We start from the raw sequence: 15,127 nt of genomic DNA, 5'->3' as shown, positions 1-15,127 counted from the left end.
ACAAAATGTCGAACAGAGTTAACATGATCTCTGCCACCCACGTTTTTTGCACAGAAAATGCTGCCGAAACAGCCAGTGTGCCCGCAATCCTGACCATAGTAACCAATGTAGGAAACAGGTTGGTACTTATTAATTCGCTGAATCAAATTTCTGTCGGGACATCAGAAGGCGTAACGTTAGATACCAATTTATTGAGGGCGACCATGGTAAATTTGGCATTTAAATGTGCTTCGGGAACTGCGACTTATGCGAGTATTTCTGAAAACAACACGCTTGCCGCTTTGGTAAAAGTAAACTTATCTGACCTTGGGAAAACAAAAAAGGCAGATATTGACGATGTTTGCCAGAATATTCACGACGCTGCCGATACAAATATTGCTAACTTGGCCGATTACGGAATTCTTCCTGCCGATGTGACGGCACTTCAAACAAGTATTGACATTTACAGGGCATCTTTTCAAAACCCGCGACAGGCTATTATTGACAAGAAACAAGCTAACAAGCAAATCAGAGAAAACGTTAAATATATTACTAAGACTTTGTTTTCTAACCAATTGGACAATCTGTTCAACTTATTTTTAACGACCAATCCTCAGCTTGTGAGCGCTTATAAAGATGCGCGTATAATTATTGACCTTGGAACAACCAATGCTAAAATTCGCGGAACAGTTCTTGATATCAACGACGTTCCTCTGCAAAATGTAGAAGTAAAAGTTGTCAGCGCCGGCACTCAAAACGTTATTAAAAGCGTGTTTACCGATATTAAAGGAAAATACAGTGTTACCAAACTGCCTGCGGGATTTGTAGATATAACCTGGCGTTTGGCGGGTTACGACACCATAACCGAAAATAATCTTAAAATTGTAGCAGGCAGAGAGTATCAAAGAAAAAAAGTAATGATACAGTCGGTTGTTTAATTGCACTTGCTGTTATTTTTTTTTCCAACATTTGGAGGGCTAAAGTTTTAGCTACCCGATGGAAATCTGAACGGAATACCTTATTTTCCGTTCAGATTTTTTTTTAAACACATACTTATACCACTTCACTATCTAAAAGAACCCACCCCTAACCCCTCCAAGGAGGGGAATTTAAAGACCTACGTCAGTAAATGATGGTGCAAAATTAAATCATAGTTGGTATAATTTGTCAGCCTTTTAAAATTATACCACTTCACTATCTAAAAGAACCCACCCCTAACCCCTCCAAGGAGGGGAATTTAAAGACCTACGTCAGTAAATGATGGTGCAAAATTAAATCATAGTTGGTATAATTTGTCAGCCTTTTAAAATTATACCACTTCACTATCTAAAAGAACCCACCCCTAACCCCTCCAAGGAGGGGAATTTAAAGACCTACGTCAGTAATTGATGGTGCAAAATTAAATCATAGTTGGTATAATTTGTCAGCCTTTTAAAATTATACCACTTCACTATCTAAAAGAACCCACCCCTAACCCCTCCAAGGAGGGGAATTTAAAGACCTACGTCAGTAAATGATGGTGCAAAATTAAATCATAGTTGGTATTACCTCCACTGTTTACAGATTATCCGCCAAACGGTTTTTGGGATGAAGAACTTAAGGGCTGATGTTATGCAGCGGTTTCCAATCTGCTTTGCTTGTCCCTGTTTTGACCCATCCCCGGTCACTTCCTAAAACAAGTTTCAGGGAGGGGAGAAGGGCTCCTTGTGATAACGATGAAAGTGAAAAAGCGGACACTCTTACTGTGGGTAGGTTAGAAACATGTCGTTGCGTAACATCAGTTATGGGATAAAATTTATGTCTTTTTCATTATAATGGTTATGTTTGCAGCCCGAAACCGGTGAAGATAAACCAAAACACAAAACAGCGCACAATATTTTTTAATTAAACATGTTGCAAATTGACACTGATTAAATCTATATCAGGAATAAGAGGAACTATAGGCGGCTTGGCCGGAGAAAACCTAACCCCTCCTGATTTGGTAAAATTTACATCAGCTTTTGGTATCTGGTTATTAAATCAGAATAAAACGGAAACTCCGAAAGTAGTACTTGGAAGGGATGCACGTATATCTGGTGAAATGGTCAACCGATTGGTGAGTGGAACTTTGATGAGTTTAGGAATAGAAGTCATTGATCTCGGAATGGCAACAACTCCAACTGTTGAAATTGCAGTTGTAGCTGAGCAGGCAACCGGCGGAATTGTATTGTCTGCAAGCCATAATCCTGCACAATGGAATGCACTTAAATTGCTTAATGAAAAAGGTGAGTTTATAAGCGATGAAGAAGGTAAAGCATTATTAAAAATAGCAGAAGAAGGAAATTTTAGCTATTTAGATGTCATGAAAATTGGTCTTTACCATAAAAAATACAATTACCTAAAAACGCATATTGCCCAAATTGTTGCATTGCCTTTAGTCAATGTTAAAGCGATTGAAGACCGCAACTTTACTATTTTGGTTGACGGTATAAATTCTGTTGGCGGAATTGCCGTACCGGCATTGTTACATGCATTAGGTGTGAAAAATATTGTTGAGGTCAATTGTCGCCCGACCGGCCAGTTTGCTCATAATCCTGAGCCCTTACCCGAACATTTAGTTTCTACGGCATTAGACGTTGTGAGCTCTAAATCTGATCTTGGAATTGTCGTAGATCCCGATGTGGACAGGTTGGCATTTATTACCGAAAAAGGTTTAATGTTTGGTGAAGAATATACTTTGGTGGCTGTAGCAGATTATGTTCTTCAGGAACAAACGGGGAATACTGTTTCGAATCTTTCATCTACCAGTGCTTTGCGGGATGTTACTTTAAAAGCAGGAGGTAAATATTTCACATCGGCTGTTGGAGAGGTGAATGTCGTTGCAAAAATGAAAGAGGTCAATGCGATTATAGGTGGTGAAGGAAACGGGGGAGTGATTTATCCTGCATTACATTATGGAAGAGACGCATTGGTGGGTATTGCCTTATTTTTGTCCTATTTAGCTGTTTCCGGAAAAACCTGTTCTTCTTTACGGGATAAATATCCGGATTATCATCTATCCAAAAATAAAATTGATCTCAGATTATTTGACCAAGTCAACCCTGATGAAGTGTTGAATGCATTAAAACAAAAGTATGAACGCTATCCTATAACCGACATTGATGGTTTGAGAATAGATTTTGAACAAGGTTGGGTACATTTGAGAAAATCCAATACAGAGCCTATTATCAGGATTTATGCAGAAAGCGCATCCGAAACCATTGCCAACACAATGGCAAAGCATTTAATCAGTCAGATTAAGGAAATGCTGTCAGGTTAGATTTTGGGAAAACTACCAATTTTGCATTTGTAAATCAGTAAATGAATATCCTTGCTGTATGGCTGCGCTTATCTGATTTAGTTTTATCAGGTAGTTTTCATACTCGGTGCTCCCTGATTCTGCATATACAGGTGAATTTCCCAAAAGATTTAACTGATTTTGAACATTGATTTCAGGATTTGTAAAGTATTTTATTGATAACAAATACATCCATAAACCGGACCAATCCTGATTTAGCTGTTCGATATTCTGTTCCGGTGTACCATAATATAGCATTTCAGACTTTAACCCATTCAAATGATGTACTACACTGGCAGCAATCAATCGTTGCCATTCAGATAGAATTATTTCTCGAAACTGAGATCTCAATACATCAGACTGATTGGTTATTGCAGTTCTTCCTCCGGTCCATGCCTCAAATAAAACTCCGGTGAAATCAATATCTGCATCATCTATTAAATCCCGATAAACTGCCAAATTAGCGAACCCGAAATTATATTCTGTAGTGAAATCAATCAACAGGTCTCCGTTATAATCATGATATGGTTGGGCATCCCAAGCTTCATCTGTGTAAAGTGAATAAAACACCGATGCACCAAAAAATCCAAAAGCACTGTCCCAGGAATTTTCCATCGGAGTATAATTTTTAGAATAGACGAAAGCAGAATTGGATTGTGAACTGATGTTGCTTACTTTTTGAATTGAGTTAGCCATTAAAACGGATGTATATAAGGTAATTCTGACGGCTTCTTTTAAATTCAGACCTGAAGACGTTGTATAAACTTCAGGGGTTCCCAAAAAGACACTATTTTGAGAACGTGTTGCAATTGTATCAAACCACGACATTAACATAGAATCAGCCTTGTATGTATTTATGACATTGGATGCTAACCGTTGAGAACTTGCAATTTGTGTAAACTGTGAGTAAGATGGAGAATAAGGGGCTACTTCACTTAAAATGTTATTATTGTAATCAGTTTGTTGATATATCTCCAGCAAATCGGCTATATCTATGGGAGTTGCTCCGGGTAGCGCTGTTTTTTCTATTGTTTTACAAATAGTTTCTATCAGCAAATTGAGTACTATTTGGGGAAGGTAACTGACAGAATTTTGATTACCCCTTTTGAACTCATAAATTGAAGGAACAGGCAATACATACAAACATTCGCCATTGTCTTGCATTGCATTTGGGTTATAATTCAATGCTACCGGATCGGTACAACCTTTTTCCTGTTGAACACAACTTGTGCAAAGCAGTATTATTCCAAACAATAAAAATATGACTTGCCTTTGTTTCATAAAGCAGTCTATGGTAATTAGTCAGCCTTTTAAAATTATACCACTTCACTATCTAAAAGAACCCACCCCTAACCCCTCCAAGGAGGGGAATTTAAAGACCTACGTCAGTAATTGATGGTGCAAAATTAAATTATAGTTGGTATAATTTGTCAGCCTTTTAAAATTATACCACTTCACTATCTAAAAGAACCCACCCCTAACCCCTCCAAGGAGGGGAATTTAAAGACCTACGTCAGTAATTGATGGTGCAAAATTAAATCATAGTTGGTATAATTTGTCAGCCTTTTAAAATTATACCACTTCACTATCTAAAAGAACCCACCCCTAACCCCTCCAAGGAGGGGAATTTAAAGACCTACGTCAGTAAATGATGGTGCAAAATTAAATTATAGTTGGTATAATTTGTCAGCCTTTTAAAATTATACCACTTCACTATCTAAAAGAACCCACCCCTAACCCCTCCAAGGAGGGGAATTTAAAGACCTACGTCAGTAAATGATGGTGCAAAATTAAATCATAGTTGGTATAATTTGTCAGCCTTTTAAAATTATACCACTTCACTATCTAAAAGAACCCACCCCTAACCCCTCCAAGGAGGGGAATTTAAAGACCTACGTCAGTAATTGATGGTGCAAAATTAAATCATAGTTGGTATTAATACTGTTAAAGCAGGATAATTGCTAAAGTCTCCATGAAATCAATCCGTCAGGTTTAACTAAATCTTTGATTTCGTTAAATGAGATGAATATTCTTTGCTCGCCCATGACATAAGGAGCAATTTCATAGGGATTGTACAAAAATGTAATTCCTGCCAATGATATTGAAAAGTTGTTGTTTAATTCTAATTTATCTTCCATAAAACCGGCCTCAGAAAGTGGGGTATTTGGCCCAATATTATATAAAACTCTGATTTTAGATTCAATTAATTTTGTCAGTCTTGTGGAGTAATTAGGAAGTAAAAAATCGTCAAGTTCTATAAGTTGGCCATTTTTAAGATTGAAATTATAGTAAGATTCTGAATAATTGGGGTGTGCGCCTCCGGTAAAAATATAGCTGTCAAATCCTATACTTAGAATATTGTTGGCATTGTGATAAATTTCGGTTGTCAATTGATATTCCCAGCCTATTCTGTAATCTGATTCCTGATTTTTAAAATCATTTATAAATTCGACTGCTGCCTGATCTGGAGGAGTTGATTGTTCAGTTGGCATAGTTTCTGCAAGAACTTTCCGGATGGTCGAGTTGATAAGTTGAGTTACCTGATTATCTCGATCAGCAGTTTGCTTTAATTTTGGGAAGATAACTTCAAAATGAGCACAAACAGATTCCTCTTCATCCGGGTTACAGGAGCCTTCTTGTTTTTCAACTTTTGAAATAGAAACTTCTGAAGAACTTTTTGAGACTATTGAGGTCAATTCAAAATTAAGATTCTTTTTTTCGTCAGCACTTGTCCAATTTCCTATAACTTTTCCTTCCTTCAATAACTGACCGTTAAAAGTTCCGGTTTGTGTGTATTCACCTTGTTTGTTGGTTGTAAATTCAAAGAGGGTAAAATTTCCGTTTTGATCTATGTTTTCGTCGTTACCTCTTGGGCTTAATTCTATCAATTCACCTATTTTGGTATATAAGTAATTGCCATATAGTTTGTTTCCGGTTTTCACCAAAAACATTTTAATGGCTGCCGTTCCAATTTTTCCTTCAAATTGGCGATAATATCCGTCTTCTTCTTCACTATTTACAGCAGCATCTGTAGTTTGAACAGTATGGTTTATATTTCCGGATAATTTCTCATCAGGAAGGTTTGCAGTAGTAGTTTGTTTACAGGAATAGTTGAAGCTAAAAAGGATCAGAAAGAGTAGTGTGAATCGTTTCATAGACAGAAAATTCAGGTGATTTTTTCAAATTAAAAGCCCTGACCAAATTGCAATAGTTAATCCGCTTCCTGCATCGCAAATTCAGGTTGAACAGCATAGCCCAAAATTTTCAACATAGAACCGGCTGTCTGTTCCTGTGAAAACAACTCGGTGGTTATTTCACCGGTTTCAGAATCCCGTTGTATTAATACATGCTTAGGGCTTGGCAACAAACAATGTTTAATGCCTCCAAAGCCGGACAATGATTCCTGATATGCTCCAACATGGAAAAAACCAAGATACAACTTTTCATCTTCGGCTTCGGCCGGAACTCCTTTTCCTTCTTGATTTAAACAGGGTAGATACAAATTATTGCGATGTAGTTTTGAACTGTAGAAATCATTGCCATCGCAACTCAACCCACCAATGGTGACGGTTTGGTAAGGATAGTTCCATTTGTTGATTGGCAATAAAATAAATCTTTGCTTGATGCCATAGATATCGGGCAAAGTTGTCATCATGGAACCATCGAGCATGTACCAGGACTCCCGATCATTCTGATGTTTTTCTGCTAAAACTGTGAAAATAATTGCACCACTTTCACCAACCGTAAAACTGCCGAACTCTGTAAAAATTTCTGGTGTATCCACCTGTTGTCTTTCACATATATCTTTGATCTGATAGACTATTTCATTAATGAGATATTCATAATCAATATTAGAATCAAGAGAATATCGAATTGGAAGACCTCCACCTATATTAAGCATCGTTAACTCAGGGCAGGCTTTTTTTAGCTCACAATACATATGTATCAGTTTCACCAACTCATTCCAGTAATAGGTGTCGTCTTTAATCCCCGTATTGATAAAGAAATGCAGCATGTTTAACTTGAAACGGGGATTCTTCTTGACTACATTTTCATAAAAAGGAAGAATGTCTTTGTAGCGCACACCAAGTCTTGAAGTATAAAACTCGAAAGTTGGCTCTTCTTCTGCAGCAACTCTGATGCCTATTTTACATTCAACATTGGGGTCTAAATATTTCGAATAAAAATTAAGTTCCTCCATGTTATCAATCACCCCTATTACATTATGGTGCCCCTGATTGATTAACTCACTGATGCGGCGAATGTATTCGCGGGGTTTAAAACCGTTGCAAATAACAAAGGTGTCTTTAGATATTTTGCCCTCGGAATACAAATTATATAAGAGGTCAATATCATAGTTGGAAGATATTTCGAGATGAATATCATTCTTTAAAGCTTCGTTCAACACATAAGAAAAGTGAGAACTTTTTGTGCAAAAACAATAACGGTAAGGCTTGTCGTACTGGTTTTTTTGATACGCCAACTCAAACAAATGCTTTGCTTTCTGTATTTGAGAACTGATTTTTGGCAGGTAAGTTAAACGGAGAGGAGTGCCGTATTCTTCTACCAGTTTTTTGAGAGGGACATCATGAAAGTACAAACAACCGTCAATCACTTTAAAACCTTCGGCAGGATCAAAGGTTTGCTCTATTAAGTCAATATACCTGTTTGTCATCGAACGAAGATGGAAAACTTTGGGTTATGAAAAGATGAGCCAATTTTGATGCAAAGAAAACATAAATATTTGCTAATCAAACTATCGTTAGACTAAAAAAGTAGTGTTTACTGTAAATTAGTTCTAATTTTGCCGATGCAAAGCAAGATTATTCTTATTGTTTTCTTATTCAAAAAGTTCAATCAAGCTCTTAATTCCGGATTCAAATCATTCCTGTTTTATGGATACCAGAGAAAATTTAGTCTTAAACAAGAACACATCATCACTTGAAAATGGCCAACATTATTCAGAATTTGAAGATCCCAAAAGTCATTTTCAACACAAGATTTTTGTTACATCTGAAATTGGTCAATTACAACGTTTGTTAGTACATAGCCCGGATGCAGGTATTGGTAAAGTTGTTCCCAGAAAGTCTCAGGACTGGCTTTACGATGATATTGTTGATATAGACAAAATGAGGGCGGAGTACAACGAATATTTACAAGTATTGCTTTGGTTTTTAGATCCGGATGCAATTCGGGGAAAAGAAATCACCGAAGATTTTTTCAAACCGGCTAAAAAAGGAGACTATTTTAATTCAGATAAAGTAGTTGAAATAGAACACTTATTGATAAAAATTTTAGATATTTCTGATGTTCGTCAACGATTAGTTACCCATGTTTGCGCCGCAGAAAAATGTAGCCTTAGAGTAATTAACCGTTTGCTTGAATTGGATACCGAGTTGTTGGCAAGAGTGTTAATAACGGGGGTCATCTCAACAGACAAAATTGATGAGTTTATTTTTCCTCCAATCCCTAATCTGATTTTTACCCGAGATATCGGAATTGTTATCAATGACTTTTTATTGCTCACAAAACCGGCTCAAGATGCCCGTATCCGGGAAGCCATCATTACCAAATATATTGCTGCATACGCTTTATTCCCAAATATTGGCGAATTTGAAAACAGAGTCATAGAAATTGAAGGCGATAAGAGTTTTTTGTTGCACGAAACTAATTCTTCCAATATATCTACTATTGAAGGGGGAGATGTGATGATGATCAGCCCTGAACATTTGTTGATTGGTTGTAGTGAGCGTACTTCTCCAAAAGGTATAGAGAATACCATTCGACAATTATTTCGCCGCAATGTTGTTCAAAAGGTAACAGTGGTCAAAATTCCATCGAAACGCGATTATATGCATATTGATACAGTGTTTACTCAGGTTAAACGCAATATGTGGGTGGTGTTTGGTCAGTTTTTAGACCAAAGTCACGATGTAAAAGGGAAATTTATTTCAGAAGTAGTTTCCCGTAACAGCGTTTCTCAGGCAGAGTTAAAAGTTAATATTACGCAGTTTCTCAGAAAACCAACTTTAAAGGGTTATACCATTAAAATCAACAAGGTTAAAACGCTCCAAAAACTGTTTCGTCAAATTAGTTTGGATGATTTCGGTTCACGCGAATGCAAAATTATTCGATGTGCAGGAGGAAGATTTCCTTATGACGAAAGGGAACAATGGACAGATGCCTGTAACCTTTTGGCACTTCGGGAAGGTGTTGTGATTGGTTATGACAGAAATAAGGAAACTGAAAAAGAGTTTGTAAAAAGAGGTTTTACGCTTTTAAAATCTTCTGATTTTATTGCCCGGATGAAAGCAGGTGACAAGTTGGAAGATGTATTGAAAGGAGATACTTTGATACTTCTGCCTTCATCCGAATTATCCCGGGCAAGAGGAGGTTCTCATTGTATGAGTATGCCTTTGCTCAGAAATTCATGGTTAACTTAAATCATGGGAAAAATATCTCCTTATTTTATTCGGTGAACTTATAACCGACCCCTCTGACCGAGAAAAAATGTTGAGGGTTTTTTTGGTCTGCCTCAAAATGCCTGCGAAACGAGAGTATAAAATTATCAATGGTTCTTGTTGTCGGGTAAACATCATAGCCCCAAACAGTTTGTAAAATCTGTTCTCTTGAAACAACTTCGTTTTTCCTTGCGATAAGCAATTTGAGGAGTTTGATTTCTTTTTTAGTCAGATTGATTTCACCATTGGCTGTAAAAGCTTTATAAGTAACAAAATCAATGGTATTGTTGCCAAAGCTATATGAAATCATAGGTGAAACCATCTGGTTCCCTTTGGAACTATGTTTTAGCAGGTTTTTAACACGAAGTAAAAACTCTTCCAGAATAAAAGGCTTGGTGATATAATCGTCTGCTCCTTTTTTAAGTCCGTGAATTTTATCCACGGTTGAGTCTTTGGCAGTTAAAAATAAAATAGGAATTTCAACATTGTCAATTCTGATTTGTTCGCAAACCTCCAAGCCATTTATTTCCGGCATCATTATATCGAGAATAGCCAGATCAAATCGCTGTTCTTTGAAAGCTCGCAAGGCTTCGGCTCCATTATCCGCAGCTACTACTTCATACCCTTCTGCCAGGAGATTGATTTTGAGAGATTCCTGCAGATTTTCCTCATCTTCTGCTAACAGTACTCTGTAACTCATAATTTGTGGGTTTTGGGTTTAGAAATTGTTGGTTGTTATTCATTAAATAAAGCATTGGTTTTGGCCTCGGTAAGTTAGTGTTCTTTCCTGAATTTTACCCTTTGAAACTAAAACTAATTGCTTAAATCGTTCACAGAGCTCTCCTGCCTTGGCATGTCTCATAAAAATAGGGTCGCCTAATTGCAGATGTTCCATCCCTTTATAAATTACCGGAGTTTGCACTTCACCGGCAGCTTCGTTGCCTGTTAGTTTAGCACCCTCGGGTAAATATGGTTTGGGAAGTTTATCACTCCCTGCAGAACCTGAGGCAATATATCCTCCTCCTGCACAAGTATAAATATTGGGTTGAGGATGTCGGATTATTTCGACGGCATAACCTGCTGCCGGAAGGTGTTTAAACCGGGCATAATTATCAAACAGGGCAGGAGAGAAGAAAGCCGAACCTACGGTAACTTCTGTAACTACGGTTTCCTGAACCGTGCTTTCGAGACTTCCGGTACCACCTCCATTAATTAAATCAATAGCATATCCCATTTTTCTAAGGGTCGCAACGACTTCGGCCCGCCGTAGAGAAACTTCCTTAATTGATTGCTTTTTCAGGGTTTTCACCACAATATTTTTAAGGTCAGCTCCTTGAACGGCATCTCCAACACCAGCAATCTGGGCTTCATACCCCATAATACCCATTACGTTTAAATATGGGTGTCCAATATATGCCTGCATCAGTTTTTTAACTGTTTTTGCGTCTCTCAAACCGGAGCGATAAACTCCAAAATACAATCCTGGAAAAGAAGAAGACATATCAATATCCAAACAAACAGACAAGACAGTATTGTATTTTTCGGCAAACAAAGCATACCTGTTCAGATGTTCGGCACAATCGGCCATCAAAATGATTTTACTGCCTGATTTTACCAATTCACAAACCCCGTTCAATTCAGTTTCCTGCCACGTAGGATAACCAATCAGCATATCATCAAACCCTTCTCCCGCTAAAAAAATAGATTCCCCTGCGGTATAGGTCATTAACCCTTTAAAAGGCATTCCTTTATCTAAGATGTATTTCAGTAACCGGGTGCATCTGACCGATTTTGAGGCTATTCGGATGGTTTTACCGCTTGCCCTTTGAATGACTGAAGCAATGTTTTCATCAAGCAAATCCAAATCTACAAATCCAAAAGGTTTATTTTCGTCTTTGAAAATGTGTTTGTAGTATTGATAGGTCGGTGGATTTGGAATCATTATCTGAATTTCGGTTTGAATTTTTTATACAAAAGGCTTTCAATCTTATGGATTAGTTATTTTCTATGCATCTGAAATTTTTCACTGTATCAATAAAACATTTTACGCCGTCAAGAGGAGTATCAGGATACACGCCATGACCAAGATTTACAATATGCCTTTTGGAACCAAATTGATTCAACATCTTCAGCGTTTCATTTCGGATGGTATCTTGATTGGCATACAGGACACAGGGGTCTAAATTTCCTTGAAGAGTAATCTGAGTTCCGGTTTGTTGCCTGGCAAAAATTGGCGATATAGTCCAATCGAGTCCTATTACATCGCAGGATAGTCCGGAGATTTGATATAATGCATAAAATGCACCTTTTGCAAAAATCGTAACAGGTGTGTTTTCTATTGCATTGCATATCTGTGAAATATAAGGCAACGCAAATTCGGTGTATTGTTGAGGACTTAGAATTCCGGCCCAACTGTCGAAAATCTGAATCAGGTCAGCACCGGCTTTTACCTGAGCCTGAAGATAATTTATGGTGCTTTTGGTGATTTTATCCAACAAAAGATGGGACAATTGCGGTTCAGTGTACAGCATTTTTTTTGCGAGGCTAAATGTTTTAGACCCGCTTCCTTCTACCATATAGGCGAAAATTGTCCAGGGCGCTCCTGCAAAACCGATAAGTGGAAGTTTGTTTTTAATCGCAGATTTGACTAAACGGATGGCTTCAATAGTATATTTAACCCCTTCCTCGTCTGCAATTTGAAGACTATCTACATCAATTCTGCTCTTGATGGTGTTTGAAAAAACCGGCCCTTTGTTTTTTTCCATCTGATAGGGCAATCCCATGGCTTCGGGGATCACTAAAATATCAGAATAGATAATTGCAGCATCCACTTCTAATTCGTCCACAGGCTGTAAAGTTACTTCACATGCTATTTCGGGAGTTTTAACCATTGTTAAAAAACTTCCGGCTTGTTCGCTCAACCTTCTGTATTGAGGTAAAATTCTTCCGGCCTGACGCATTAACCAAACCGGCTTCCTTTCTGTATGCTCCCCGCGCACTGTGCGCAACAATATATCGTTTATCAAAAAAAATGGTTTTAGGGCATAAAGTTAATGTTTCGTACCTCTTCCCGCAAATTTAGCGTGTTTAAAAACAAGAATTTAGCCCTTAAGCTCCCAAATTAACTTTTTTTAAATAGTTTAATTAAATTCACTCCAATCCGATAAACGATTATTTGTTCAACGAAGACTAACTTCTTCAATGTTTTTTTCACACTAATTCTCTTTGTTGTCTCAGGAAAAACTTGCAATTTCAATGTTAAAAGTGCCAAAGTAAAGTCTCGAATATTAAGGTGAATTAAAGATTTTGCTAAAGAAACAGGGCAGGAGTTGATGGTTCATTCAGAAAAAAAATGTGATTATCTTGCAAAGAAATGTGCGAATTACCAATTACGTAACCGGGCGTTTAAAACTAACCCGGAAGCAGATTATCTCAAACCCAAACAGATGTATTTGATTTGCCAATCAGCATGTTATATTATAGCAACTATTTATCAGTAACCGGTACTAAGCAAGCAAGCTTTGTAAGTACCTATTATATATCAGACAAAAGTTAATCATCTTCACAAACCTGAACTTATGAACCGAAACATTCTTTCTGTTTTATTTTTCTTTTTATTACAAATTTTTTATTTACATATGGAAGCACAAAATTCCCAAAAACCTAATTCGCCTTTAGCACATACTTATTCTATCGTAGCTTATGATCCCGAAACGGGACAGATGGGGGTTGCCGTTCAATCTCACTGGTTTTCGACCGGAAGCATTGTCAGTTGGGGTGAAGCAGGAGTTGGAGTAGTTGCAACCCAATCTTTTGTAAATCCAGAATTTGGACCGAATGGATTAGCATTGCTCAAACAGGGCATCCATCCTCAAAAAGCTTTAGACAGTCTTATAAATGCCGACAAGGGAAGGAATTTCAGACAGTTGGCATTGCTCAACTCAAAAGGTGAAACAGCAGCCTATACCGGTAGCAATTGTATTGCCGAAGCGGGACATTTGCAGGGGAAACATTATTCGGTTCAGGCCAATATGATGCTGACTGATAAAGTTTGCGAGGCTATGGCAAAAGCCTTTGAAACTTCAGCCGGAACACTTACCATGCGTTTGGTAGCAGCTTTAGAGGCAGCCGAAAATGCAGGTGGAGATATTCGGGGAAAACAATCGGCTGCTTTGCTGGTGGTTGCCGGAACTGCAACCGGTAAACTTTGGCTCGATAGATTGGTTGATTTGCGTGTTGAAGATCATCCGCAACCCGTCGAAGAATTAAAACGTCTGGTAAAAATTCATGAGGCCTATCAACACATGAATGCCGGAGACGTGCATATTGAAAAAGGAAATTATGCCGATGCGCTTATTGAATATAACACTGCGCGAATCTTAAACCCCGAAAACGAAGAAATGACCTATTGGACAGCCGTAGAGATGGCAAATGCCGGAAGAATTGAAGAAGCATTGCCTTTATTCAGTATGGTGTTTTCGAAAAACAAAAACTACCAAATTCTCACGACGCGCATTGTAAAAAACAAATTACTTGTAGTAAGTCAGGAAGACTTGATGAAGATTTTAAACATCAGATAAACTGTCAATTTCTTTAATTTTCCGGAGAAAATAAAATCACATCAACCTTGTTTACAGGTTTTTATCTTCAATTATTAAACCGGTAGTTGCAAAAATCATTTGATTTTAAGAACTATATTAATGCCTTTAAAACTCCTTCACTAAATCCAGTTTTAGTATAAAACATATAGCTATCTATTTAAGTGAAATGGCATTTTGACAAAACTCTAATCATTCAAGCTAAACTGCTAAACAGATAAAGTAATGATACTGATTTAATTTTGTAAGTAGCAATTTTCCACAAAAAACAAACTATTCGAATCCTAAACCAAATTTTAAATCAAATAAAATCATAAAAGAAGTAAGAAATGAACCAATTCTTACTTGCTTTCTCCTTAAAATCATAATTTCCTGAGTCCATAAATTTAATTTTTGGACTCCAAAAGCAATTTTCCTTTTGAAAATTTCAATTAAAATCTTTCTGATTGCTTTTTTCTAAGCTTTTCAAGTAAGAAACGAACCAAAGTTTATTTCATTTATCTTTAAGAAGTCAATTTGCTTCAATAAAAGGTCAATTTGCTTCAATAAAAGGTCAATTTGCTTCAATAAAAGGTCAATTTTCTTCGATAAAAAGACAATTTTTTTTACAAAAAAAGACAATTTTTTCCCCATTCTATAGTCTTTTCCCCTTTTATTATCGGAGTAGTTTTTAACTTCAGATTATCAAAGTTTTAATTTGTGCAACCTAAAAACTCAGTGAAAATTGAGTACTGATGAACGTTTGACTATTTTGTATTAAGTATAATTGCCGG

10 protein-coding genes are annotated in these 15,127 nt (G+C 37.1%); 4 read left to right on the top strand and 6 right to left on the bottom strand.

The annotated features are described in order from the left end of the window. Positions 1-5 precede the first annotated feature (5 nt). Positions 6-917, top strand: a complete 912-nt coding sequence (locus IPM47_16155) for a carboxypeptidase regulatory-like domain-containing protein (protein QQS28378.1) — start codon at positions 6-8, stop codon at positions 915-917. 962 nt (positions 918-1,879) lie between these two features. Then, a complete protein-coding gene (glmM, locus tag IPM47_16150) occupies positions 1,880-3,277 on the top strand; it encodes a phosphoglucosamine mutase (protein ID QQS28377.1) in 1,398 nt (465 codons plus the stop codon). Positions 3,278-3,289: 12 nt separating this feature from the next. Here the strand turns inward: glmM and IPM47_16145 are convergent, their stop codons facing one another. The 3 genes from IPM47_16145 to IPM47_16135 all read right to left on the bottom strand — a co-directional run bounded on the left by IPM47_16145 (position 3,290) and on the right by IPM47_16135 (position 7,970). Next, the gene (locus IPM47_16145; GenBank protein ID QQS28376.1) at positions 3,290-4,576 is read right to left on the bottom strand and encodes a DUF4856 domain-containing protein; all 1,287 of its coding nucleotides are present in this window, start codon (positions 4,574-4,576) and stop codon (positions 3,290-3,292) included. Positions 4,577-5,256: 680 nt separating this feature from the next. After that, complete coding sequence (locus IPM47_16140; GenBank protein QQS28375.1) at positions 5,257-6,450, bottom strand: DUF3298 and DUF4163 domain-containing protein; 1,194 nt, start codon at positions 6,448-6,450, stop codon at positions 5,257-5,259. A gap of 56 nt (positions 6,451-6,506) precedes the next feature. After that, complete coding sequence (locus IPM47_16135) at positions 6,507-7,970, bottom strand: arginine decarboxylase (protein QQS28374.1); 1,464 nt, start codon at positions 7,968-7,970, stop codon at positions 6,507-6,509. Between the two features lie 220 nt (positions 7,971-8,190). Here IPM47_16135 and IPM47_16130 point away from each other — a divergent pair, with 220 nt between their 5' ends. Next, the gene (locus tag IPM47_16130; GenBank protein ID QQS28373.1) at positions 8,191-9,738 is read left to right on the top strand and encodes an amidinotransferase; all 1,548 of its coding nucleotides are present in this window, start codon (positions 8,191-8,193) and stop codon (positions 9,736-9,738) included. Positions 9,739-9,763: 25 nt separating this feature from the next. On the opposite strand, the gene IPM47_16125 is transcribed toward IPM47_16130, so the two are convergent. Genes IPM47_16125 through hemE form a run of 3 tightly spaced genes read right to left on the bottom strand, consistent with a single transcriptional unit; the run spans position 9,764 to position 12,782 of the window. Further along, entirely contained in the window at positions 9,764-10,456 is a 693-nt protein-coding gene (locus IPM47_16125) for a response regulator transcription factor (GenBank protein ID QQS28372.1), read from the bottom strand. Positions 10,457-10,498: 42 nt separating this feature from the next. Continuing rightward, positions 10,499-11,698, bottom strand: coding sequence for an amino acid deaminase/aldolase (locus tag IPM47_16120; protein ID QQS28371.1), 1,200 nt, complete (start codon positions 11,696-11,698; stop codon positions 10,499-10,501). 52 nt (positions 11,699-11,750) lie between these two features. Then, positions 11,751-12,782: a uroporphyrinogen decarboxylase gene (gene hemE / locus IPM47_16115; protein ID QQS28370.1), complete on the bottom strand. Its 1,032-nt coding sequence runs from the start codon at positions 12,780-12,782 to the stop codon at positions 11,751-11,753. 552 nt (positions 12,783-13,334) lie between these two features. Between hemE and IPM47_16110 the strand changes: the two genes are divergently transcribed. After that, complete coding sequence (locus IPM47_16110; protein ID QQS28369.1) at positions 13,335-14,336, top strand: DUF1028 domain-containing protein; 1,002 nt, start codon at positions 13,335-13,337, stop codon at positions 14,334-14,336. Positions 14,337-15,127 lie beyond the last annotated feature (791 nt).

This window comes from Sphingobacteriales bacterium (assembly GCA_016700115.1).
Taxonomy (GTDB): Bacteria; Bacteroidota; Bacteroidia; order Chitinophagales; family UBA2359; genus UBA2359.
The sequence above is the reverse complement of the archived record's forward strand: the minus strand, read 5'-3'. Positions and strand labels throughout refer to the sequence as shown.

What these genes read in the sequence shown, in the direction of transcription:
- IPM47_16155 (QQS28378.1), top strand. Translation starts at nt 6, where the DNA reads ATGTCGAACAGAGTTAACATGATCTCTGCCACCCACGTTTTTTGCACA.
- IPM47_16145 (QQS28376.1), bottom strand. Translation starts at nt 4,576, where the DNA reads ATGAAACAAAGGCAAGTCATATTTTTATTGTTTGGAATAATACTGCTT.
- IPM47_16140 (QQS28375.1), bottom strand. Translation starts at nt 6,450, where the DNA reads ATGAAACGATTCACACTACTCTTTCTGATCCTTTTTAGCTTCAACTAT.
- IPM47_16135 (QQS28374.1), bottom strand. Translation starts at nt 7,970, where the DNA reads ATGACAAACAGGTATATTGACTTAATAGAGCAAACCTTTGATCCTGCC.
- IPM47_16130 (QQS28373.1), top strand. Translation starts at nt 8,191, where the DNA reads ATGGATACCAGAGAAAATTTAGTCTTAAACAAGAACACATCATCACTT.
- IPM47_16125 (QQS28372.1), bottom strand. Translation starts at nt 10,456, where the DNA reads ATGAGTTACAGAGTACTGTTAGCAGAAGATGAGGAAAATCTGCAGGAA.
- IPM47_16120 (QQS28371.1), bottom strand. Translation starts at nt 11,698, where the DNA reads ATGATTCCAAATCCACCGACCTATCAATACTACAAACACATTTTCAAA.
- IPM47_16110 (QQS28369.1), top strand. Translation starts at nt 13,335, where the DNA reads ATGAACCGAAACATTCTTTCTGTTTTATTTTTCTTTTTATTACAAATT.